This is a genomic window from Hymenobacter chitinivorans DSM 11115, assembly GCF_002797555.1.
Taxonomy (GTDB): domain Bacteria; phylum Bacteroidota; class Bacteroidia; order Cytophagales; family Hymenobacteraceae; genus Hymenobacter; species Hymenobacter chitinivorans.
Window position 1 is genome coordinate 224,849 of record NZ_PGFA01000004.1, and the last position, 23,386, is coordinate 248,234.

Annotated in this window: 19 protein-coding genes; 8 read left to right on the forward strand and 11 right to left on the reverse strand. The window is 59.3% G+C overall.

The window, feature by feature from the left end; all coding sequences use genetic code 11:
• The first annotated feature begins 140 nt into the window (after positions 1-140).
• Positions 141-3,032: a T9SS type A sorting domain-containing protein gene (locus CLV45_RS20915; protein WP_157807696.1), complete on the forward strand. Its 2,892-nt coding sequence runs from the start codon at positions 141-143 to the stop codon at positions 3,030-3,032.
• Between the two features lie 79 nt (positions 3,033-3,111).
• Here the strand turns inward: CLV45_RS20915 and rpoN are convergent, their stop codons facing one another.
• Positions 3,112-4,698 (reverse strand): RNA polymerase factor sigma-54, encoded by a 1,587-nt coding sequence (gene rpoN, locus CLV45_RS20920; protein WP_245882939.1) that lies wholly within the window; start codon positions 4,696-4,698, stop codon positions 3,112-3,114.
• A 241-nt stretch (positions 4,699-4,939) separates the two neighbouring features.
• Here rpoN and asnS point away from each other — a divergent pair, with 241 nt between their 5' ends.
• Entirely contained in the window at positions 4,940-6,343 is a 1,404-nt protein-coding gene (gene asnS / locus CLV45_RS20925; protein ID WP_100338435.1) for an asparagine--tRNA ligase, read from the forward strand.
• A gap of 377 nt (positions 6,344-6,720) precedes the next feature.
• Here asnS and CLV45_RS20935 read toward each other — a convergent pair whose 3' ends face one another.
• The 3 genes from CLV45_RS20935 to CLV45_RS20945 form a co-directional block, all read right to left on the reverse strand.
• A complete protein-coding gene (locus CLV45_RS20935; protein ID WP_100338437.1) occupies positions 6,721-6,972 on the reverse strand; it encodes a hypothetical protein in 252 nt (83 codons plus the stop codon).
• Positions 6,973-7,030: 58 nt separating this feature from the next.
• The gene (locus CLV45_RS20940; protein WP_157807697.1) at positions 7,031-8,056 is read right to left on the reverse strand and encodes a hypothetical protein; all 1,026 of its coding nucleotides are present in this window, start codon (positions 8,054-8,056) and stop codon (positions 7,031-7,033) included.
• A 114-nt stretch (positions 8,057-8,170) separates the two neighbouring features.
• The gene (locus tag CLV45_RS20945; protein ID WP_100338439.1) at positions 8,171-8,644 is read right to left on the reverse strand and encodes a hypothetical protein; all 474 of its coding nucleotides are present in this window, start codon (positions 8,642-8,644) and stop codon (positions 8,171-8,173) included.
• A gap of 285 nt (positions 8,645-8,929) precedes the next feature.
• Here CLV45_RS20945 and uvrA point away from each other — a divergent pair, with 285 nt between their 5' ends.
• Positions 8,930-11,854, forward strand: coding sequence for an excinuclease ABC subunit UvrA (gene uvrA, locus CLV45_RS20950; RefSeq protein ID WP_100338440.1), 2,925 nt, complete (start codon positions 8,930-8,932; stop codon positions 11,852-11,854).
• Positions 11,855-11,931: 77 nt separating this feature from the next.
• Here the strand turns inward: uvrA and CLV45_RS20955 are convergent, their stop codons facing one another.
• The 4 genes from CLV45_RS20955 to CLV45_RS20970 all read right to left on the reverse strand — a co-directional run bounded on the left by CLV45_RS20955 (position 11,932) and on the right by CLV45_RS20970 (position 14,409).
• On the reverse strand, positions 11,932-12,612 hold the full coding sequence (locus CLV45_RS20955) for a TMEM175 family protein (protein ID WP_100338441.1): 681 nt from the start codon (positions 12,610-12,612) through the stop codon (positions 11,932-11,934).
• 146 nt (positions 12,613-12,758) lie between these two features.
• Positions 12,759-13,460, reverse strand: a complete 702-nt coding sequence (locus tag CLV45_RS20960) for a DUF4142 domain-containing protein (RefSeq protein WP_100338442.1) — start codon at positions 13,458-13,460, stop codon at positions 12,759-12,761.
• 75 nt (positions 13,461-13,535) lie between these two features.
• Positions 13,536-13,769 (reverse strand): hypothetical protein, encoded by a 234-nt coding sequence (locus CLV45_RS20965; protein ID WP_100338443.1) that lies wholly within the window; start codon positions 13,767-13,769, stop codon positions 13,536-13,538.
• Positions 13,770-13,824: 55 nt separating this feature from the next.
• Positions 13,825-14,409, reverse strand: a complete 585-nt coding sequence (locus tag CLV45_RS20970) for a DUF4142 domain-containing protein (protein WP_157807698.1) — start codon at positions 14,407-14,409, stop codon at positions 13,825-13,827.
• 202 nt (positions 14,410-14,611) lie between these two features.
• On the opposite strand from CLV45_RS20970, the gene CLV45_RS20975 reads away from it, so the two are divergent.
• The gene (locus CLV45_RS20975) at positions 14,612-15,469 is read left to right on the forward strand and encodes a hypothetical protein (RefSeq protein WP_100338445.1); all 858 of its coding nucleotides are present in this window, start codon (positions 14,612-14,614) and stop codon (positions 15,467-15,469) included.
• A gap of 127 nt (positions 15,470-15,596) precedes the next feature.
• Here CLV45_RS20975 and CLV45_RS20980 read toward each other — a convergent pair whose 3' ends face one another.
• From CLV45_RS20980 to queA, 3 genes are all read right to left on the reverse strand, one after another.
• Positions 15,597-16,376 carry an enoyl-CoA hydratase-related protein gene (locus CLV45_RS20980; protein WP_100338446.1) on the reverse strand — a complete coding sequence of 260 codons (780 nt, stop codon included), beginning with the start codon at positions 16,374-16,376 and terminating at the stop codon, positions 15,597-15,599.
• A gap of 62 nt (positions 16,377-16,438) precedes the next feature.
• Positions 16,439-17,182, reverse strand: a complete 744-nt coding sequence (locus tag CLV45_RS20985) for a 2-C-methyl-D-erythritol 4-phosphate cytidylyltransferase (RefSeq protein ID WP_100338447.1) — start codon at positions 17,180-17,182, stop codon at positions 16,439-16,441.
• A 112-nt stretch (positions 17,183-17,294) separates the two neighbouring features.
• Positions 17,295-18,344, reverse strand: coding sequence for a tRNA preQ1(34) S-adenosylmethionine ribosyltransferase-isomerase QueA (queA, locus tag CLV45_RS20990; protein ID WP_100338448.1), 1,050 nt, complete (start codon positions 18,342-18,344; stop codon positions 17,295-17,297).
• Positions 18,345-18,546: 202 nt separating this feature from the next.
• Here queA and CLV45_RS20995 point away from each other — a divergent pair, with 202 nt between their 5' ends.
• From CLV45_RS20995 to CLV45_RS21010, 4 genes are all read left to right on the forward strand, one after another.
• Positions 18,547-19,806: an ABC transporter permease gene (locus CLV45_RS20995; RefSeq protein ID WP_100338449.1), complete on the forward strand. Its 1,260-nt coding sequence runs from the start codon at positions 18,547-18,549 to the stop codon at positions 19,804-19,806.
• Between the two features lie 206 nt (positions 19,807-20,012).
• Positions 20,013-20,876, forward strand: coding sequence for an LOG family protein (locus tag CLV45_RS21000; protein WP_100338450.1), 864 nt, complete (start codon positions 20,013-20,015; stop codon positions 20,874-20,876).
• A 117-nt stretch (positions 20,877-20,993) separates the two neighbouring features.
• Entirely contained in the window at positions 20,994-22,160 is a 1,167-nt protein-coding gene (locus CLV45_RS21005; protein WP_157807699.1) for a lycopene cyclase family protein, read from the forward strand.
• Positions 22,161-22,647: 487 nt separating this feature from the next.
• Positions 22,648-23,079, forward strand: a complete 432-nt coding sequence (locus CLV45_RS21010) for a carboxypeptidase-like regulatory domain-containing protein (RefSeq protein ID WP_100338452.1) — start codon at positions 22,648-22,650, stop codon at positions 23,077-23,079.
• Positions 23,080-23,386 lie beyond the last annotated feature (307 nt).

Sequence of the window (23,386 nt, forward strand, 5' to 3'; positions counted from 1 at the left end):
ATATTTGTAGTTAGCCAATTCCATTTACCTTTTTTCTCCCCCTGTTGAAAACACTTTACTCTAATTTGCGCCGGTGGCAATGGGCTATTGTCGGTGCCCTAACTTTAGGAGCTGCGGGCAGCTACTACTCACCCCAGCAGGTGTCTTCTCTGCTGACTTCAGTTGAGGCAGAAGAGGAAGATGAGGAGGATGAGGACCGGCGGGACCGTCCGGATCTGGCCATGTTGCAGGAGTTCAACCGGACGCGGGACCCTGCCACCGGTACCGTACCCCGCGAACGGCTGATTGCGGCCCGCGCCCGGGCCGAAGCGCTACTCTCCCAGCAAGCGGCCCAGCGGGCCGTAGCTGGTTCGTTGGCCTCTGCCAGCTGGACGGAAAAAGGACCTTCCAACGTGGGCGGACGAGTACGTGCCATTCTGATTGATCCGGCCGATGCTACGGGCAACACCGTATGGGTGGGCTCGGTAGGTGGTGGCCTGTGGAAAAGCACCAATGCTACCAGCGCTACACCCACCTGGGTGAGCGTGGATGGCTTTATGGCCAACTTGGCTATTACGTCGCTGGTATATGATCCTACCAACCCGGATATCATGTACCTGGGCACGGGCGAAGGCTACTACAATGCCGATGCCATCCGGGGCCTGGGCATCTGGAAATCGACCGATCATGGCGTGACCTGGACCCAGCTGGCTAGCACCTCACCGTCCACCAGCCAAGACTTTTACCGGGTGCAGCGCCTGGCCGTGCAGCCTAGCACGGGCTATGTTTTTGCCGCCACCCGCACGGGGCTGTTTCGCAGCAAAGACAAAGGAGCTACCTGGACGGCCGTGCTGCAGCCCAGCGGTATTAGAATGGCCGACGTGAAGATCAGCGCCAACGGGACGATTTTCGTGGGCGCGGGTATTTTCCAAACCGGCGGTATCTACCGGTCCACCGACAACGGCGACACCTGGACTAACCTCAACACCCTGGCGGGCTCGGGGCTGCCCACCACGGGCTACAGCCGTATTGAGCTGGCCTGCGCCCCCAGCGACGCTAGCCGCGTGTATGCCATCGTTACGACGACTGCCGACGTGCTGATGAACATCTACATGTCGAAGGATGGCGGTACTACCTGGGGCACGATTCGCAAGCCCGGTGGCAACTCCTTTGACTTCACCAGCGGGCAGGGCTGGTACGCGCTGGCTATCGGCGTATCGCCCACGAGCCCTAACACGCTGTACGTAGGCGGGCTCGACTTATGGATTACAACCAATGCCGATACGCCTCAGTCGGGTAACCCCAATTCGGGCGCTACCTGGACCCAGACATCTATTTGGTATAACCCCAAAACCAACAGCGACTATGTGCACGCCGACCACCACGCCGTGGCCTGGGTGCCTACCAGCTCGGGTACCGCAACGAAGGCATTTTTTGCCAGCGACGGAGGTATTGCCTACTCGGCCAATGCCAACTCGACGACGCCAACCTACGGGCAGCGCAATACCGGGTTGAACATCACCCAGTTTTATGCCCTAGCCCTGCACCCCAGCGACGTGGACTACTTCCTGGCCGGTGCGCAGGACAACGGTACGCAGCGCTATACCAAAACTGGCGGCCAGGTTACGACGGAAGCTACCGGCGGCGACGGGGCTTTCTGCTTTATTGACCAGAACGAACCTCAATTCCAGTTTACGGCCTACGTGTATGCCCAGTACCGGCGCTCCACGAACAGCGGCGCCGCGTTTACCAACCTGAACTTGAGCAGCTCTGCCGGACAGTTCATCAACCCGACCGACTACGACAGCCGCAGCAACACGCTGTACGGGGGCTGGACGGTTGACCGGTTTTTCCGCCTGCCCAACGCCACCACGGCTGCCGCGTCGGCGGTGAGCAACGTGCTGCTGGCCACCGGGGCTGGCATGGTAACCCACGTGACGGTTTCGCCCAACAACCAGGACCGCCTGTTTGTGGGCACCGAGCCGGACTTTTCGGCGACTACCCCCGGCCCCGGCCACCTATACCGCGTCGATAACGCCGCTTCGACCACGCCCACGGTGACGCTGCTGTACACGGCTCCGGCGGGTTTGTCGATATCGAGCGTGGCCGTGGAAACCGGCAACGACGCTCACCTGCTGATGACCATCTCGAACTACAGCGCCACCGAAGCCAAGGTGCTGGAAACCAAGGAAGGCACGAACACCGGTAGCGCTACGGTAGCCGCTGCCACCTGGACCAAGCGCCAAGGTGACCTGCCCGACATGCCCGTGCGCTGGGCCGTATTCGACCCGACCAATAACAAGCGCGCCATGCTGGCCACCGAGCTGGGCGTGTGGAGCACCGACGACCTGACAGCTGCCAGCCCGGTGTGGAAGCCCTCCAGCACCGGCCTGGCCAACGTGCGCGTCGACATGCTGCGCATCCGCGCCTCCGACCAGCAGGTTGTGGCCGCTACCCACGGCCGGGGCCTGTTTACCTCCGATATTCTCAAAGACCAGCCGCTGCCAGTGGAGCTGACCAGCTTCACGGGGCAGATGACCAGCCAGGGCGTGGCGCTGCGCTGGAAAACGGCTTCGGAGAAAAACTCGCTGCGTTTCGAGGTGGAGCGGGCCGCCAAAGACCAGAGCTTCCAGCTGCTGACCAAGGTAGCCGCCGCTGGCACGACCAGCGTGGCGCACACGTACGCCCACACCGATGCTACCGTGGGAACCGGCCTCTACTACTACCGCCTGCGGCAGGTAGACCAGGACGGCAAGACGTCGTACTCGCCCGTGGTGACGGTTGACATCAAACCCAGTTCGGCCCCTTTGCTGACGGGCTTGTACCCCAACCCCTTCGAGCAAAACTTCACGCTGGAGCTGCGCGAGCCTATGCGCGGCGACATCCTGACCACGCTGACCGACATGCAGGGCCGTCTGGTGTTCAGCGCCACAACCCAGAGCCCAAGCCGAGTGTTGCCCGTGACAGTGCCTGCCACTGTGAAGCCCGGCAACTACGTGCTGACGGTGCGCGCCCAGGGCCAGCAGGCCACCCGCCGCGTAATTCACCGGTAGCCGCCATTCTGGCTAATAACCCAAAAAGGCCGCTGGAGCAATTCCAGCGGCCTTTTTGGGCTTTAAGCAGTCAGCTGGCCTACAACTCCTTGCGCAGGCGGGCTACCGGAATATTGAGCTGCTCCCGGTACTTGGCCACGGTGCGCCGGGCAATGTTGTAGCCGCGGGCGTTGAGCATCTTTTCCAGCTTGTCGTCGCTCAGGGGCTTGTTTTTCTGCTCCCCCTCAATGATTTCCTTCAGGATGTGCTTCACCTCCCGCGAGCTGGCGTCCTCGCCCGAGTCGGTGGCAATACCCTCGGAGAAGAAGTACTTGAGCGGGTAAATGCCGAATTCGGTCTGCACCGATTTGGAGTTGGCCACCCGGCTCACGGTGCTGATGTCCATGCCGATTTCGGTGGCTATGTCCTTCAGAATCATGGGCCGCAGCTTGCTTTCGTCGCCTTCCAGGAAGAAGTCGTGCTGGTAGCGCACGATGGAGTCCATGGTGCGGAGCAGGGTTTGCTGGCGCTGCTTGATGGCGTCGATAAACCAGCGGGCCGAGTCGAGCTTCTGCTTGACGAAGGTCACGGCCTCCTTCATCTTCTTGTCCTTCTTGGCCGCCTTGTCGTAGGTCTGGAACATCTCGGTGTAGGCCGGGGCCACCCGCAGGTCCGGGGCGTTGCGCGCGTTCAGGGTAAGGTTGAACACGCCGTTGTCGTTGGTCAGGATGAAGTCGGGGATGATGTACTGCACCTTGCCCATGCCCACCGGGCCGGTGCCGCCGGGCTTGGGATTAAGCCGCAAAATCAGGGCAATAGCTTCCTTGAGCTCATCGTCCTCCAAATCCAGCTTCTGCTGAATGCGGGGGTAGTGCTTCTTGGTAAACTCGTCGAAGGTTTCGGTCAGAATCCGCTCGGCGTGCTCGGTTACTTCGTCCTGGTGGCGGCGCTCCAGCTGCAGCAGCAGGCACTCCTGCAAGTCGCGGGCGGCAATACCGGCCGGGTCGAAGCTCTGAATCACGTGCAGCACGCCCTCAATTTCGGCTTCGTCGGCCTCGATGTTCTGGGAAAAAGCCAGGTCGTTGGCAATGGCCGACAGGTCGCGGCGGATGTAGCCGTCGTTGTCGATGGAGCCGATAAGCTGGCGGCCAATGGCTTCCTGCTTTTCGTCGAGGTCGGCAAAGCCCAGCTGGTCGAGTAGGGCGTCGGTGAGGGAGGCGCCGGTGTCGGCCAGGGGCATTTCCCGGTCGTCGTCGGGCTCGCCGGGCCCGTCGCCCTGCATCTTATAGCCGGCTATTTCGTCGTCGTTGAGGTAGTCGCCCAGGTCCAGCTCCTCGTTGTCCTTGGTAGCTTCCACCGGGTCGTCGTCCTTGGTCGGTACCTCGATTTCGGGCTGCTCCTCGCTGCCCGCGTCGAAATCCTCATCGAGGGTATTGTCGTCGTTGTCGAACTCGGAATCCGGGTCGTCGTAGTCGTCGGCATCGTCCGAATCGTCGTCTTCGCGCTCCTGATCTTCGAGCTCGTCGTCGGTGTTTTCGTCGCCTTCTTCCAGGGCCGGGTTTACTTCCAGCTCTTCCTTGATGCGCGCCTCCAGCTCTGCTGTCGGGATTTGCAGCAGCTTAATGAACTGTATCTGTTGGGGAGACAACTTCTGCGAGAGAAGCTGCTTCATGTCAAGTCTTTGCATACTCTGGAAAGCGTGGTGCGTCACAAAAATACAAGGTGGCGCGCTTGTCAAATATAGACCTTTCTGTACTTGAGTTAGGTCAAAAAAGTTGAGGCCGGGGCCCCACATCATTTTGGCAAAACAACGCCGAAGGCCCCGATTCACAAAACAAACGACGCGAAACGGCTAAACTGATTTTTACGGCCCGCAAAACTCCTACCTTTGCCGACTTAACGATTTTAATTACCGAAAGCTGAGTCCGATGTCTGTTAGAAGGTCGAGTGTGCAGGAGCTGCTCCACAGCCAGGAGCTGGAGCGCGAAGTAGTAGTGAAAGGCTGGGTGCGCACGCGCCGCGGCAATAAGTACGTGCAGTTCATTGCCATCAACGATGGTTCCGGCTTTAATTCGATTCAGGTGGTAGCCGACGCCGAAAACTTTCCCGAGGAAAAGCTCAAGGCCGACGGCGTCGAAAACGGCGCGGCCGTAATGGTGCGCGGCAAGCTCGTGGCTTCGCAGGGCAAAGGCCAGAGCGTCGAAATCCAGGCCTCGGAAATCAGCGTTTACGGCAAAGCTGACACGGAAACCTACCCGCTCCAGAAAAAAGGCCACTCGCTCGAATTCCTACGCGAAATTGCCCACCTGCGCCCCCGCACCAACACGTTTGGAGCCGTGCTGCGCATCCGGCACGCCATGGCTTTTGCCGTGCACCAGTTCTTCAACGACCGGGGCTTCTACTACGTGCACACGCCCATCGTGACGGGCTCTGATGCCGAAGGTGCCGGCCAGATGTTCCGCGTGACCACGCTGCCCGACCAGAACCCGCCGCTGACCGAGGACAAGTCGGCCGTGGATTACAAGCAGGACTTCTTCGGCAAGCAAACCAACCTGACCGTATCCGGGCAGCTGGAAGGCGAGGTTACGGCTATGGCCCTGGGCAAAGTCTATACCTTCGGCCCCACGTTCCGGGCCGAAAACTCCAACACCGCCCGCCACCTGGCCGAGTTCTGGATGATTGAGCCCGAAGTGGCCTTCAACGACCTGCAGGACAACATGGACCTGGCCGAGGACTTCCTCAAGTACCTGGTGCGCTACGCCCTGGACAAGTGCCAGGACGACCTCAAGTTCCTCAACGAGCAGTACGACAAGGAGCTGCTGGGCCGCCTGCAGTTCGTGGTCGACAACGACTTTCAGCGCCTGAACTACACCGAGGCGGTGGAAATTCTGAAAACGGCCAAGCAGAAGTTCGAGTTCCCCGTGGACTGGGGCACCGATTTGCAGAGCGAGCATGAGCGGTACCTGGTGGAGAAGCACTTCAAGAAGCCCGTTATCCTGACTAACTATCCCAAGGATATCAAGGCCTTCTACATGAAGCTCAACGACGACGACAAAACGGTGCGGGCCATGGACGTGCTCTTCCCCGGCATCGGCGAAATCATCGGTGGCTCGGAGCGGGAAGAAAACCTCGAGAAGCTTACCAAGCGCATGGCCGAAATGCACGTGCCCGAGCACGACCTGTGGTGGTACCTGGAGCTGCGCAAGTACGGCACCGCACCCCACTCGGGCTTCGGCCTGGGCTTCGAGCGTCTCATCCTGTTCGTCACCGGCATGGGCAACATTCGCGACGTTATTCCCTTCCCCCGCTTCCCCAAGAGCGCCGAGTTTTAGGCCGGGAAGCTTTATAGTTTGAGTAAATCAAAAAATCGGTGGTCTGTAGAAGGCCACCGATTTTTTTAGTCCTTATGGTGCCGATTAATAAGTGCAAACGATGACTGAAATACCTCTTAGAATTTTATTGTTCATAGCTTTTTGGCTGCCAATAGTGGGCATAAATCAGATAATGGTGGCATATGATCGTAACAGGTACAAGAAGAATAAACAGAACAAGGAGTATAAATGGGGCGTCATAAATTGCGTTACCTCCTTCATCCTGTACTGTTATCTGCTGTATGAAATTGAATTGGTAGTTCTCATTGTAGCAATTCCAGCACTGCTCGTAATCCTATTTATGTGGCTTTTTGATTGATAACAAAGTGCTAGCAATACTAGCAGTAATTGCGCAGCTCCTTGTCATCCACGGCTACCAGCGCGTCCAGCCGCAGTTCAAAGCCGTCCTCCAGGCGCAGGTATTCTACTTTTTCTTGAATGAACAGGTCGGTGATGATGCCGGTATAGGTGCTCGGGGGCGTGTCGGGCTCGGTGCGGTAGAGTAGGGTGCACACCTGGCGCGTGGTGGCGCGGGCTTCGAGCTCGTCGTAGAACGAGCAGCTGATGGGCTGATACTCTTTAGAGGCCATAATCCGTCGGAAAATAGAGTGGGTGGGAAGTATCTTACGTGTATCAACCCGCCCCGGGCTATTCTGTTTCCGGCAGTGGAGCCAAGCCCGCTACCCGGCGCCACGGCGCAAACAGCGGGTGCCGGTCCAGAATTAGTGCCACCGCTACGCCGACGACCGGGCCCGCCAGCAACCAATTTGTTTCGCCCCCCAGCAGGACCTGGCCCAGCACGGCCAGCAGTAGCAACAGGGTAGGCACGGGCCGCAACGGGGCAAGCCACTGGCGCATAGCTGCCAAACCGCCCCAGCCGCCCGCCAGCAGCACCAGATTAAACGGGAAAAACGCCCCGGCGCCAGCTAACAGTCCGCCCCAGTTGCCGGCAAGGAGGTGACTATAAGCCAGGACGGTTGGATTACTACCCGCCGCCGGGGTCGGAGCCAGCAGCGTATCTACCGCCCAGTGCCCGGCCACTAGCAGCAGCAGGCCGGCGGCCAGAGCCAGCAGCCGCAGCCCCCAACGCGCAAAGCCGCCGCAGAATAGCACCACGGGCAAAAACAGCAGAAAAGATTCGGTTAGCAGCGGGCCGAGCACCACGGCCGTGAGCAACGCCGGCCCCGAACGGGCGAGAATGGCGTAATACAGCAGAGCTACCACCAGCACCAGGGCGCTGTCTACCACCAGCCGGCCCGCCACGTAGGTAGCAGTGCCGCAGGTGAGCAGGGCGGCCGTGCCCAGCAGCGCCGAGCTGGGGGCTGCCCCGGTGGCTACGGCGCTCCGGAACGTCAGCAGCCCGGCCCCGGCGAGCAGCAGGGTGTTTACCAGAAAAAAGCTGAAGCCAAACGGGGGCTTGTCGGCCGGCGAAATAAGATTGGCCAGGCCCCGGGCCCCGTAAGCCAAGCCCCTGGCCAGCAGCGGCACCACCACCTGGTAGCGGAGCGGGGCGGGCACTTCGAAGTCGCCCTGGGCCATGCGCAGGTAGCTCAGCTCGGCCGGGGTATGCGCCGCCGGGTGGTTGACCAGCAGAAAATACGCGTTGCTCCAAAGCAGGGCGAGGGCCAGCAAATAGACGAGCAGCAACGACTGACGGGAAAGCGCGGGCGGCATACGGCGGGCAGGCCGGGAAAAGTACGGCCGGCAATGTTACGGGAGTCCGGGCAGATTCAACAAAAAAGGCTCTTCCCCACGGAAGAGCCTTTCTCAATCTTTGGCAGATAAGGCTTAGTGCTTGCCTTTGCCGTGGCCGTTGCCATGGCCTTTCCCATTCCCATTACCGCGGCCGTTACCATTGCCCTGGTAGGCGGGACCGTTGACAATAACCGTCTGGCCGCCGCGCATTTTCTTGGCCTGGCCGGGCGGCATGCCGTGGGGGTGACCCTTGTACTTGGTGCGGTATTCCTCGATGCGGACCCAGGGCTGGGCGCCCACATAGTCAACCACGACGGGGTGGAAGGTGCGCGGGTCGTAGCCGGGGTTGGCCACGCGGCCCCAGCGGCCGTCGCGCAGCAGCACGTACTGCCGGTCGCGCACGTCGTAGTAGCCGTCTACTTCCGGGATGTAGTAGTACTGGCTGTTGGGGCCAATAGCCGGGCCCCAGGAAGGCGGCGCGATGTTGATATTAACCTGGGCCTGGGCCGTGGTGGTGTGCAGGGTGAGGGCAAACAGACCCGCGGCGGCAATTTTGAGCAGTTTCATGATGCGGTGGGAGTAGAGTGAATGGCCCCCAAACGGAACCATAGCGGAGCCAAGGCAAATACGGCGCCAATCCTATCCGGTTCAGGCTGGCCCCGGCTTCCCCGATTTATTTAAAAGTGGCGGGACAATCTGCCGGGCTTGGCTGTTATACCTCCTCCGCCGGGCCACTCGCCGCTCGGAGCCTCCGAAGCCGCTGCCCGCTAAAACCACTGGCAAATAAGCTATTCGGGGTAGCCAAAGGGCCGCGTTTTGCGTACCTTTGCGGACTTATTCGACTTGCTTTGCATGGCCAAGAAAACGACTGCCTCCCGTACTGCTGTTCCATCACCCGCCGCGGTGGCCGCACCCGTTGCTCCGTCCCAACGGGCGGCCGATGTGGAAGCTCCCTTTATTGAGGTATACGGGGCCCGGGAGCACAACCTGAAAAACGTATCGGTTCAAATTCCGCGGGGCCAGCTGGTGGTATTTACCGGGATTTCGGGCTCGGGCAAGTCCAGCCTGGCCTTCGACACGATTTACGCCGAAGGTCAGCGGCGCTACATGGAGACGTTTTCGGCCTACGCCCGCTCCTTTATGGGCGGCCTGGAACGGCCCGACGTGGACAAAATCGAAGGCTTGTCGCCGGTTATCAGCATCGAGCAGAAAACCACCTCGCGCAACCCCCGCTCCACGGTGGGCACCATCACCGAGATTTACGACTTCCTGCGTCTGCTCTACGCCCGCACCGCCGAGGCCTTCAGCTACGCCACCGGCCAGAAGATGATCCGGCAGAGCGACGAGCAGATCATCAACTACATCCTCAAGCACTTCGCCGACAAGAAGCTGGTGGTGCTGGCCCCGGTGGTGAAAGGCCGTAAAGGGCACTACCGGGAGCTGTTCCAGCAGATTGCCAAGCTGGGCTTTACCAAGGTGCGCGTCGATGGCGAGCTGCTCGACATCACGCCCAAGATGCAGGTGGACCGCTACAAAATCCACGACATCGAAATCGTCATCGACCGCCTCAAGGCCACCAAGGAAGACCGTTTTCGCCTCTCGGGCTCGGTGCAGAACTCCCTGACCCACGGCAAGGGCACGATGCTGGTGCTGGATTCGGACTCGGGCAAAACGCAGTTTTTCTCGCGCTTCCTGATGGACCCCACCACCGGCATTGCCTACGACGACCCGGCGCCCAATACCTTCTCGTTTAACTCGCCCTACGGCGCCTGCCCCACCTGCAACGGCCTGGGCGAGGTGCAGGAGATTACCGAGGAGAGCGTAATGCCCGATAAGAAGCTGAGCATCAGCCGCGGCGGTATTGCGCCCCTGGGCGAGTACCGCGACATCTGGATTTTCCAGCAGCTCAGCACCATCCTCAAGCGCCACAAAGCCAGCCTTTCCACGGCCCTGGATAAGCTGCCCGCCGACCTGCTCGACAAGCTGCTTTATGGAGTGGAGGAAGAGGAAGGCAGTGACCCCAAAAAGGCCGGTTACGTGGAGCCTTTCGAAGGCATCATCCCGTTTCTGCGCCGCCAAATGGACTCCGACTCGGAAAACATCCGGGCCTGGATTCAGGAGTATACCCAGGCCAAGGAGTGCCCCGAGTGCCACGGCTACCGCCTCAAAAAGGAGTCGTTGCACTTCAAGATTGCCGATAAGAACATTGGCGAGCTGTCGGTGATGGACATTGCCCAGCTGGCCCAGTGGTTTGAAGGCCTGGAAGACCGGATTTCGGACCGTCAGAACCTGATTGCCCGCGAGCTGCTCAAGGAAATCCGCAAGCGGATCGGCTTTTTGCTGGAAGTGGGCCTCGAATACCTGAACCTGCACCGCTCGGTCCGGACCTTGTCGGGTGGGGAGTCGCAGCGCATCCGCCTGGCCACCCAGATTGGCACCCAGCTCGTGGGCGTGCTCTACATCATGGATGAGCCCAGCATCGGCCTGCACCAGCGCGACAACGAGCGGCTCATCAAAGCCCTGCAGCACCTGCGCGACATCGGCAACTCGGTCATCGTGGTGGAGCACGACAAGGACATGATTATGAATGCCGACTACGTGCTCGATATTGGCCCCGGGGCCGGTATTCACGGCGGCAGCATCGTGGCCCACGGCTCCCCCACGGAGATTTTCCAGTCGGGCAGCCTGACCTCCCAGTATTTGAGCGGGCAGAAGCACATCGAGCTGCGCCGCCAGAAGCGCAAGGGCGACGGGGGCCAGCTGGTGCTCAAAGGTGCCACCGGCCACAACCTGAAAAACGTCACGGCCAAATTCCCGCTGGGCAAGCTGGTGGCCGTAACCGGCGTGTCGGGCTCGGGCAAGTCCAGCTTGATTCACGACACGCTCTACCCGATTCTCAACCAGCACTTTTTCAACGCCAAGCGCGACCCGCTGCCCTACCAGAGCATCGAGGGCCTGGAGCTGATTGACAAAGTAATTGAGGTCGACCAGTCGCCGATTGGGCGCACCCCGCGCTCCAACCCAGCCACCTACACCGGCGTGTTCACCGAAATCCGCAGCTTGTTTGCCTCCTTGCCCGAGGCCAAAATCCGGGGTTACGGACCGGGGCGCTTTTCCTTCAACGTGAAGGGTGGGCGCTGCGAAACCTGCGAGGGCGCCGGTATGCGCACCATCGAAATGAACTTCCTGCCCGACGTGCACGTGCCCTGCGAGAGTTGCAAAGGCCGGCGCTACAACCGCGAAACGCTGGAAGTGCGCTTCAAGGGCAAGAGCATCACCGACGTGCTCGACATGACGGTGGAAAAAGCCGTGGAGTACTTCGAAAATCAGCCCCGGATTCTGCGCAAGATTCAGGTGCTGAACGAAGTAGGCCTGGGCTACCTGACCTTAGGCCAGCAAGCGACGACCTTGTCGGGTGGCGAGGCTCAGCGCGTGAAGCTGGCTACCGAGCTCGGCAAAAAGGACACTGGCAAAACCTTCTACATCCTCGACGAGCCCACCACCGGCCTGCACTTCGAGGACATCAACCATCTGTCCGACGTGCTGCAGAAGCTCGTCGACAAGGGCAACACGGTGCTCATCATCGAGCACAACCTGGACCTGATTAAGGTAGCCGACCACATCATCGACCTCGGTCCTGAGGGCGGCGGGGGCGGTGGCACCATCGTGGCCCAGGGCACGCCCGAGCAGGTGGCCAAGGTCAAGAAAGGTCACACGGCCCGCTTCCTAGCCGAGGAGCTCAAAGTCAGCAAGTACGCCGAGGAGAAAAAAAGCTAAGCCAAGCTGCTGCGCCAACAACGCAAAGGCCCGTACCAACTGCTGGTACGGGCCTTTCTGCTGAATGAGAGTCACACTTAGGCCAGCACGGTAGCGCCGTGCTTGCCGTGGTAGGCGGCCGTCAGGCGCTTATGGCGCTTGCGGTTCAGGAAGGCCAGCAGGGGAAAAGCCACGGCCGGAATCATGCGCAAAGCCAACGGTGGCAGCACGAAGGCCAGAGCAATGCTGCTGATAAACACCACCGGCGACATCAGCGGCCGGGCTATATCCAGGTCGGGATGCTCGTGCTCGGGGTGGGCCACCAGCTTGTGGCGGGCATTGCTCAGGTGGCGCTGCAAGGCAATCTGCATCAGGCCGGTAAAGGCAATGTTGATGCTGTACAGAATCCAGGGCGTGCGCAGCAGGCTATACTCGCTCTGGTAAGCCGTGGTGAAGGGCATCAGGATAATGCTGAGCAGAAACACCAAATTCAGCCACAGCAGCCGGTTGTCGAGGCGGCGCACGAAGCGGAAGATGCGGTGGTGGGCCGTCCAGTAGATGGCAATGATGAAGAAGCTCAGAAAAAAGCCCACGAACTTCGGAATCAGGTGGGCCAGCACAACCTGCACGGCCTGCTCGGTGGGGTGCTCCAGCTCCGGTACCTTGATTTCAATGACCAGCAGCGTAATAGCAATGGCAAAAACAGCGTCGGTAAACAGAATTACCCGTTCAATCTGGAAAGCGTCACGGTTGTGCTGGGCTTTTTCGTTGCCATCCATAGTCTAGTTGCGCCGGCCATAGTAAGCCGGATGGTCAAATATAGAGCATGGTCTATAAGCCGCCAACCGCGGGGCGCGGAAACCCGCAAATGCAAAAAGCCGCTACGAACCAGTCGTAGCGGCTTTTTAGGAGAAGCTCAGCCCAGTTACATCTTCATGTCGCTGTGCTGCTTCGACATATCCAGGTGGCTTTGCACCACGGGCGTTACTTTGGTAATAAAGCCCTGCAGGTCGGCATCCTTGGTCATCGTCTGGTGCGCTTTGAGCGTGTTCAGGGTTTTCTGGTGGTCAATGACCATCTGGTCCATGAACTTGGTTTCGAAGTCCTTACCCGATAATTTCTGCATCGTGGCCGCAATGGCCTTGTGCTCGGCGTCCATGTCGGTGGGCAGGGTCACCTTCTTCTTGGTGGCAATGGCCTTCAGGTCGGCCGTCGACTTGGTGTGGTCCTTAATCATCATGTTGGCGTGGTCCTTGGCCGCACCGGTTACGCCTTTTTCGAGGGCCAGCTTGCTGAGCTGAATCTCGTTTTGGTCGCTGTGAGCCGCCGACATCATAAACTCGGGGTCGGTGGAGTGGGGGGCTGTGTCGCCGGGGCCGGGACTGCCGTTCATGTCGGCCGGGGCCGTGCGGTTGGCCGCCGCGCTACCGGCCTGGGTGGTGTCGCCGGGCATGCTGGTCGAAGCCGTGTCGCCGTTGGTGGCGGCATTCATGTAGTTGTCACCAGCATTGCCGCCCGCCTCTTCCGAGTTTGTATTCGTATCGGTCGTGGTGGTGCTGTCGTTGCTGCTGCAAGCGCCCAGGGTAAGCAGGCTGGCGCAGAGCAAGCTGAGGGGAATCCGTTTCATAGCGGTTGGTTTGGTTGGTAAAGAAAAAGGGGGCAGGAAAAATCAGGGCGGATTAGGTAGTAGGAGCGGGGGCGGTTACTTGGCCATCGTGGTGTCGGCCGCGGCCGAGTCGGCGTTGGCCGTTACCGTGGGGCCGGCTTCGTTGTCGATTACCGTCGCGTCGGCCTGGACGCCGCCTTCGTCAGCGGCCTTGTCCATGTCGCTCACGGCTTCGCCGGCGGTGCCGTCGGTACGCTTCTCGGCGTTGTTGCAGCTGGAGAAAGACAGCACGGCCCCCAGGGCCAGTAAGGAGAAAAAGCGGATTTTCATGGGTAATTAGGTGTAGGTTGGTTGAGAATACGAGAATAGAAATGCGGGTGGGAGGCTAGGGAAGGTCTTCTACCTGCTCATTGACCTGCTTGGCCATGTCGAGGTGTTGTTTCAGCACGGGCGCGTATTTGGCCGCGAAGCCACGAATGTCGCCGTCATAGGCGTCCTCGCTCATGTCCTCGAACTCGTCGACGTCCTTTTTGTGGTCATCGACCATCGTGGCCATGTACTGCTTGTCGAACTGGGTGCCGGTCAGGGCGGCCAGCTTGGCGTAGGTATCCTGCTGCTCCTGGCCCAGACCCGCGGGCAGGGTCAGGCCTTTCTGTTCGGCCAAGGCTTTCAGGGCGCTATTGGCTTCGCCGTGCTGCTCTACCATGTGCTGGCCAAAGTTTTTGACGGCCGGCGTGGTGGCTTTTTGCTGGGCCAGCTTGCCCAGCTCCACTTCCAGCAGCCCGTCACTGGCCCCATCCACCATAAACTCGGCGTCGCGCTCCTGCTTTTCGGTCACGTTTTCGTCGCCGATGCGCTTCTCGTTCTGAAACTGCGCTTCCGCAACCGGGTCTTTTTTGCTGGCATCCGGCGAGCAGGCGGCCAGTAGCAGGGGAAAGGCCAGGGCCAGAATTCGGGAAGAATAGTGCATAAGGAAGTGGCCTGAAGGGTGGGGATGAAGAGGAGCTTCCATCTATACGGGCCGTTTGGCCGGCGGTTCAATTCAAAATAGTTCCGGCTTTTGAAAAAAAGTTTGCTGCGTGATTAAACTACGGCTTGGCTTTGACCTCTAACCGCTACAAAACCACCAAGTACCACACCTTTTTCAACCTCCCATTCCCATTTTCACTCCCATGACTACTGCCACACTCCGCTCCCTGGGTCTTGCTGCGCTGGCCAGCGGCCTGCTCTGCTTCACCGCCTGCAACAAAGACAAAGACGCCGCCCCCGAAAACCTGGAATCGGCGGAGGACAATGGCAATGCCGAGGATGAAAACGCCAACATCGGCGACATTATCGAAGTAGGGGCACCCGACAACGAAAAGCTCTCCAACGGCCCCGTGCGGGAGCCGGCCGACGTGGCCCGGGTATTCGGCACCTGCGCCACGCGCACCTACAACGCCGAAACCCGCACGTTGACTATCGATTTTGGCACTACCAACTGCCTGTGCCCCAACGGCAAAACCCGCCGCGGCAAAATCGTTGTCGTCTTTGGCGGCCCTTACCGCCTCAATGGCGTGGTGCAGGCCGGCGCTACGGCCACCGTCACGTTGGTCAACTACTTCGTCAACGATAAGCAGCACACCGGCACCCGCGTCTTTACCAGCCTGGGCAGCGGCTCCTTCACTCTCGACGTGCAGAATGCCAGCATCATCACCCCCGACGGTACCCACAGCTGGACCTCGCAGCGCACCTACACCCGCACGGCCGGTTTTGGTACGGCTACCATTCAGGACGATAAGTACCAGGTGACGGGCCAGGCCAGCGGTACCAACCGCAAAGGCGTCGGCTACACGGCCCAGATTCAGCAGCCTTTGGTCAAGAACTTCGCCCTGGGTTGCGCCCGGCACTTCACGGCCGGCACCGTGAATATCAGCAACGCCAAGGGTCAAAGCCTGGTGCTGAACTACGACCCGACCGGTACCGAGGCCTGCGACAATATTGCCAGCGTAACGGTAAACGGCGTGACGCGCACAATTCGCCTCAAGTAACCTTCGTTAGTGCCCCAGTCTTACTTGCCGCCATCGGCATGTACATAGTAAAAGCGGCCCGGTATCCGGGCCGCTTTTCTTTTGTCGGGGGCTGGTAGTTGAAGTTCCGCGTGGCGGAATGAGACGCTTATTCGCCGCGGAACGTGGGCTTGCGTTTTTCGGTGAAGGCCGCCACGCCCTCCCGGTAGTCCGCCGATTCGCCGGCCGTTTGCTGGCAGTCGGCCTCGTAGTCCAGCATTTCATCCAGCGTGGCGGTGCCGGCCTTGTTGAGCATCTGCTTGATAAGGCCAATGGATTTGGTGGGAGCCGAGGCGTAGCGCGCGGCCAGGGCGGCCACGGCGGCGTCCAGCTCGGCCGGGGCCACCACCTGGTTTACCAAACCCAGGCGCAGGGCTTCGTCGGCCGTCACCTTCGAGCCCAGGGTGCACAGCTCGAAAGCCTTGAGCGTACCCACTAGCCGCGGCAGAAAGTACGACGAGCCCGAATCCGGCACCAGCCCGATGTTGATAAACACCTCAATTAAAGAGGCTTCCGACGAAGCCACCAGCACGTCGCAGGCCAGGGCCAGGGAGCAGCCGGCCCCGGCCGCCACCCCGTTGAGCCGCCCGATAATGGGCTTAGGCAGGTTGCGCATGGCGCGGATGATGGGGTTGTAGCGCTTGTGCAGGGTTTCGGCAAAGGAAAAGTTTTCCTCGTCCTGCGTCGCCTTCAAATCCTGGCCCGAGCAGAACGCCCGGCCGGCCCCGGTCAGCACGACCACCCGCACCGAGTTGTCGTCGGCCACGCGTTGCAGGGCATCCTGCAGCTCGTAGCTCTGCGGGTTATTGAAGGCGTTGAACACCTCGGGGCGGTTCAGGGTAATAGTCGCAACGCCGTTTTGAACGTCGTACAGCAGGCAGGTATACATAAGCGGAAGTTCGGGAAAAAGGATGGGAGCCGAAAAGTACGCCGAAGCCGGCAAACCTGGCCCTACTGAGGCTGCTGAGCACCTTGCTCAGCCCGCAGCAGGGCCTCGGCCACAATCAAATCTTCGGGCGTCGTGATTTTGAGGTTGCGGTAGTCGCCGGCCACCATATAAATGGGCTGCAGGTCTTCCACCACGCTGGCATCATCGGTGAAGGTGGGCAGCTCGGGCAGCTGGTAGGCCCGCCGCAACAGGTTTAGCTCGAAGCACTGCGGCGTCTGAACCAGGCGGAGCCGGCTGCGGTCCAGGGCGTAGGAGCCCTGCTGGGCCAGCCCGCGCACCGAGTCTTTGGGGGCCACCGCCGCCACCGCCGCGCCGTGCTGGCTGGCCGCCGCAAACGTCTGTTCAATCACCACCGCCGATACCAGGGGCCGCACCCCATCGTGCACCGCCACCAGACCGGCCGGGTACTGCTTGAGCTCCGCCAGCCCGTTGCGCACCGAGGCCCAGCGCGTTTCTCCGCCGGCCACCACCCGGTGCCGAATCGTTACGTGGTGCTGCTGGCAGAGCTGCTCCCAGGTGGCAAACTGCTCGGCGGGCAGCACCACCACGCATTCGGCAAGCTGCACGGCCGGGTCCGTAAAGCGGCGCAGGGTGTGCAGCAAGACCGGCTCCCCCAGCAGGTTCAGAAACTGCTTGGGCCGGTCGGCACCCATGCGCGAGCCGCTGCCGCCCGCCACCAGAATGGCGTAGCGCGGCACGGCCGCCGAAGAGGAAACGGGAAGAGCGGAAGTCGAGGTCGAAGTCATGAAGGGGAAAAGGGCCCAAGCGCTGCCCGAAGGTACTTCTTTGCCAAAAGAAACGCCGGAGCCATTACGAGAATGACTCCGGCGCAACCGGTTTTTTAGCAAACGACGAACTCTACAGAATCAGCATGGCGTCGCCGTAGGTGAAGAACTTGTACTTCTCCTTAATGGCGGTTTGGTAGGCTTCAATCAGGAATTCGTGGCCGGCAAAGGCCGAGGCCATCATCATCAGCGTGCTTTCCGGCATGTGGAAGTTGGTCAGCAGCGCGTTGGCAATTTTGAACTCGTGGGGCGGGAAGATGAACTTGTCGGTCCAGCCCTGATTTTCCTTCAGGCGGGCGTGGGCCGAAACCGACGACTCCAGGGCGCGCATCGTGGTGGTACCCACGGCGCACACGCGCTTCTTGGCGTCCAGGGCGCGGTTTACTACCACCGCCGACTCGGCCGGCACGATGAAGTTCTCCGAGTCCATCTTGTGCTTGGTCAGGTCCTCCACGTCCACGGGGCGGAAAGTGCCCAGACCCACGTGTAAGGTTACTGGCACTACATCCACTCCCTTGATTTCCAGGCGCTTCATTACCTCGCGGGTAAAGTGCAAACCGGCCGAAGGCGCGGCTACGGCACCTTTGTGCTTGGCGTAAATAGTCTGGTAGCGCTCCTTGTCGGCCGGCTCCGCGTCGCGGGTGATGACCTCGCGGGGCAGGGGCGTCTCGCCCAGGTCGTTCAGGGCCTTATAAAACTCCTCGTCGGAGCCGTCGAACAAGAACTTAATCGTGCGGCCGCGGGAAGTAGTGTTGTCGATTACCTCGGCCACCATGTCGCTTTCGCCGAAGTAGAGCTTGTTGCCCACCCGGATTTTACGGGCCGGGTCTACCAGCACATCCCAGAGGTGAATTTCCTTGTTGAGCTCACGCAACAGGAACACCTCAATTTTGGCGCCGGTCTTCTCCTTGTTGCCGTACAGCCGCGCCGGAAACACCTGAGTATCATTCAGAACAAACACGTCACCGTCGGTGAAGTACTCGATGATTTCCTTAAACACGCGGTGCTCGATTTTACCCGTTTCGCGGTGCAAAACCATCAGGCGCGATTCATCACGAGTTTTGGCCGGATGTTGCGCCAGCAGGCTTTCGGGCAAGTCAAATTTGAACTCGGACAGTTTCATGGGCTAAACAAAGGCAATAGGAGGGGAATCTAACAAAATTTTGGGTTGGCAAAAGTACGTACAATGGCCGGATAAATCGTTACTTTTCGCCCGGAAAGGTGAAATGGAGAAGTTGTGAAATTGCGTGTTCCTGTTCTAGCCGCTCAGGTTTGCGCCATCCAACCATCAACCTCACAATTTCACCACCTCACAACTTCACCGCATGAAAACGCTGCGCCTGACTCTGGAAAGCTTCCGCTTCGCGTGGCAAGCTCTCAAATCCAACCTGTTACGCACGATTCTGTCGCTGCTGGGCGTCACGGTGGGTATCTTTGCCATCATTGCCGTGTTTGCCGTCGTCGACTCGCTCGAGGCCAACGTGCGCAAGAGCATGAGCTTCGTGGGCGACAAGGTGATTTACGTCGGGAAGTGGCCCTGGGCCTTCGGGGGCGAGTATCCGTGGTGGAAATACTTCAACCGGCCGGTGCCCTCGGTGCGCGAATTCCGGGAGCTGCAGAAAAACCTGGGTCCCAACAACAAGGGCGTCGCCATTTTCGGAGCCGTGGGCGGCAGCGTGCTCAAGGCCGGCAGCAACAGCGTGTCGGACTGCGCCTTGCAGGGCGTGAGCTTCGACTACCGTAAAGTCTCGGACGTGCCCATTGCCGAAGGCCGCTATTTCACCTCCCAGGAAGTGGATGCTGCCCGTAACGTGGCCATCATCGGGGCTACCATTGCCGAAAACCTGTTTCCGAACGGCAGCGCCATCGGCCAGGAGTTCAGCGCCAAGGGCCGCAAGTTCGTTATCATCGGGGTGATGCAGAAGGAAGGCAAGAAGCTGCTCGATACGCCCAGCAACGACACCAACTGCCTGATTCCCTTCGGCATGTTTACCAAGATGTTTGCCCTCAACACCGGCGGCATGACCGGCGTGACGCCCACTATTGCCGTAAAGGGCTCCGACGATGACCCCGGCCTGCTCGACCTGGAGTACGAACTGCAGGGCGTGATGCGCAACATTCGGGGCCTCAAGCCGCGGCAGGAAGACAACTTTGCCCTGAACCGGCCCGAAATGCTGGCCAATGCTATTACCCAGCTGTTCTCCATCATTGGCATTGCCGGCGCCGTCATTGGCTCGTTTGCCATGCTGGTGGGCGGCTTTGGCATTGCCAACATTATGTTCGTCTCGGTAAAAGAGCGCACCAACATTATCGGAATTCAGAAGTCGTTGGGAGCCAAGAACTTCTTTATTCTGTTCCAATTTCTTTTCGAAGCCGTTTTTCTGTGCTTAATTGGCGGCGCGGCGGGCATCTTTCTGGTATTCCTCATCACGATGATACCCCAGGATTCGTTGCCGTTGTTCTTATCGGCGGGCAATATTGCGTTGGGGCTAACCGTGTCGGTGGTAATTGGGGTCTTGGCCGGGATTATTCCGGCCGTGCTGGCCTCCAACCTGGACCCGGTAATTGCCATTCGTTCGAAGTAAGTCGCCAAGCAGGGTATTCTCCGGCAGGGGGTTAGGCTATTGTTAACAAATTGTTAACTTGCACGCCCCAATTTTTAGTCGCCCTGTTTCCGCGGGGCGGCTTTCTTTTGCCCCCACTCTTTTTTAATTTTTCACTAGCGGGTCGGCTGTACCGCTACGGGCAACGTCGTTGCCTCCGGCTGACCCTGCAATTCCCATGTGTAGCCATGACGAAACTCAAAAAAACCAGTCGGACCAAAGCCTCCGACGAGGCCCTCAACGCGGGCAGCGGCCAGACCATCGTTCAGCCCAACGTAAACGATAACAAAGTCACCAGCATCAGTGACATCCGGGAGCAAACCCACGGGGAGCGGACGGTGCAGCTCGACGACGAGCAGCGCATCCGCAAGGCGTTTGTCGATAAGGACTGGAACGAAATCAAGATTGCCGACTCCTGGCAGATCTTTAAGGTGATGGCCGAGTTCGTGGAGGGCTTCGAGAAGATGTCCAAGATTGGCCCCTGCGTTTCGATTTTCGGCTCGGCCCGCACCAAGCCCGACAACCCGTACTACCAGATGGCCGAGGAAATTGCCTCCAAGCTGGTGCGGCACGGGTACGGCGTTATCACGGGCGGCGGCCCCGGCATCATGGAAGCCGGCAACAAGGGCGCCCGCGCCGAAGGTGGCAAGTCGGTCGGTCTGAACATTGAGCTGCCCTTCGAGCAGTTCCACAACATCTACATCGACTCGGACAAGATCATCAACTTCGACTACTTCTTCGTGCGTAAGGTGATGTTCGTGAAGTACGCCCAGGGCTTCATTGGCATGCCCGGCGGCTTTGGTACCCTCGACGAGCTCTTCGAAGCTATTACTCTGATTCAGACCAAGAAAATCGGTCGTTTCCCCATCGTGCTGGTGGGTACCAAGTACTGGCAGGGCATGTTCGACTGGATTCAGCAGGCTATGCTGGAAGACGAGCACAACATCTCGCCCGAGGACATGGACCTGGTGCAGCTCGTGGACGACGCGGCTTCGGCCGTGAAAATCATCGACGATTTCTACTCCAAGTACCTGTTGTCGCCTAACTTCTAGGCCCGCAACGCTACTGCTCAGAAAGCCAGGCCCCGCGCCTGGCTTTTTTTGTGCCCTGCCGCCGGGCTTTGCACCAGGTCACCGAACAATTCGGGAGCGGGCTGCTTTCTTTACTGCGTGAAGCCTGACTTTGACTACCTACTCGCCGGCGGCGGCGCGGCCGGCCTGAGCCTGGCCTACCACCTGAGCCAGGAGCCCCGGCTCCGTGACCAGCGCGTGGTGCTCATTGAGCCCAGTGCCAAAGATCAGAACGACCGGACCTGGTCGTTCTGGACGGCTGCGCCCACGCTCTTCGATTCGATTGTGGCCCACGAGTGGCGGCAGCTGGCGTTTCGCAGTCCCACGTTCGAGCAGGTATTCCAGCTGCAGCGCTACCGCTACAAGATGATTCGGGGCCTGGACTTCTACCAGTTTGTGCGCGCCGAACTGGCCCAGAATCCGCAGTTTACCTTCGTGCAAGCCACCGTCGAGGCCCTGACCAATACGCCGGAGGGCGTGATGGCCACCACCAGCGCCGGTGTGCTTACTGCCCGCTACGCCTTCGATAGTCGGCCCCCGCAGCTGAATAAGCAGCCCGAAAAGCACCGCTACCTGCTGCAGCACTTTGTGGGCTGGGAGGTGGAAGCGGAGCACGACGTATTTGATCCGGCGACGGCCGAATTCATGGATTTTCGGGGGGCGCAGCATCAGGAAGCGCGGTTTATCTACGTGCTGCCGTTCAGCCCGCGCACGGCCCTGGTCGAGTATACGCTCTTCTCGGAAGAGCTGCTGCCCAAGGCCGAGTACGAAGCGGCTATGGCGGACTACCTGCGCAATACGCTGGGGCTGAGTTCTTACCGGATTGTCAGTGAGGAAATTGGGGCCATCCCCATGACCGACCATGCGCTGCCCGTCCAGCAGGGAGCCCACATCATCAACCTGGGGACCCGCGCCGGCCGGGCCAAGCCCAGCACGGGCTACGCCTTTATGCGCATTCAGGAACACAGCGCCCGGCTGGTGCAGGCCCTGGCTACCACTGGCCAGCCGCCCCGTGACCTGACCGGCGACCAGTTCCAGTTTCACCTCTTCGATACGCTGCTGCTCGACATTATGAAGCGCCGCGGCGAAACCACCCGCGACATTTTCACGGAATTGTTTCAGCGCAACCCCATCGAGCGGATCCTGGCTTTTCTGGACGAGCGCACCGGGTGGCTCAACAACTTCCGCATCATGAACTCAGTGACGCCCTGGCCCTTCCTTCTATCCATCTGGCACGTGCTGCGGGGCCGTCCAGGCCGCCGGTAAAAATTGCAAACGGGTCAGGTCAAGCCGTACTCAGGCCCAGCTTGCTTTTGTCGTATTACAACTACGAACCCAATTAAATATAGGGGCCAACAGCGCCAGAATTACAATAGGTACTACTCTATTCATAAGCGCCTTATTTATTCGTATGGTTGAGCTTATGGTATTATTTGTAGCTCAACAATAAAACATTTTGTTTAAGCTTTTGTCTGTATAGCCTAAACAAACCCCGGGAAGCACCGTATCAAGCGGACCAGAATTCGTTTTGGGCTGTGGTTCAGCCGAGCAATTGCTGCGTTTAAATCTGTCGGCCTTACAGCTTACGTATGATTGCCCATTGCTAGGCTGCTTTCCAATACAGCCAGCGGTTGAGGCAAATAGCCAAATAAGTGACGGCAGGTCGAGCTCAGTTTTTCGGCCCACTAGTCTCCTGGTACAAGCAAACGGATGGCTCACCGCGTCTGGATCTACAAACATTAAGTCTCTTTTTATGCTGCACATTTCCACATTGATAGGCTTGGTCTTACTGTTTACTGCGCAAGATGCTCTGGCTCAGAGCTTGGTCAGTATGGATGCCGACAGGGAGACGGGTGCCGAAGTCTCCACCCGGCTGAATTGCCAGCCGCTGGCCGGGCAGGTCGTCGATGCCATGGGGCAGCCTATAATCGGCGCAACATTGCTTCTAAAAGGCACGACTAATGCCTATATCACCGATGGCAAGGGCAGTTTTGAGATTACGGCGCCTGTGTCGCAGAAGCAAGTAGTGGCCGTTGAGGCGGCGGGCTACCTGCCCGCAATGATAACCCTGACCAGCTGTGCGCTGTCGGACATCGTGCTGGAGCGAGACCCGGCCGTGCGCATTAAGCGCGGTGGGAAGAAAGCCGGGCAGATAGTACGCTACGGTGATGCGTACCGGCAGTAGCTGGACTGGGAGTGAGTTGCAATAATCCCAGACTGTTGTGGTGCTACGTGGGGGCTTAGTAAGGAGCGAGGTTTGATTAATACAATTAATATAGACCTGGAGCTATATTAATGATATATCATCTGCTACGCCATAATACTAGCTTGACAGCAGCCAAATTGCTGATTTGGCGCTAAAAACGCAGTTTTTTTATAAAGAGGGATAAGTTCCCTTTAACGAGTGATTCTTGAGTTTCACCGAATAGTAATAAATGAAGTAGATTATTCATTTTATCTTTCGGAGTTAAAAATCATTTGCCGGTTTTGTC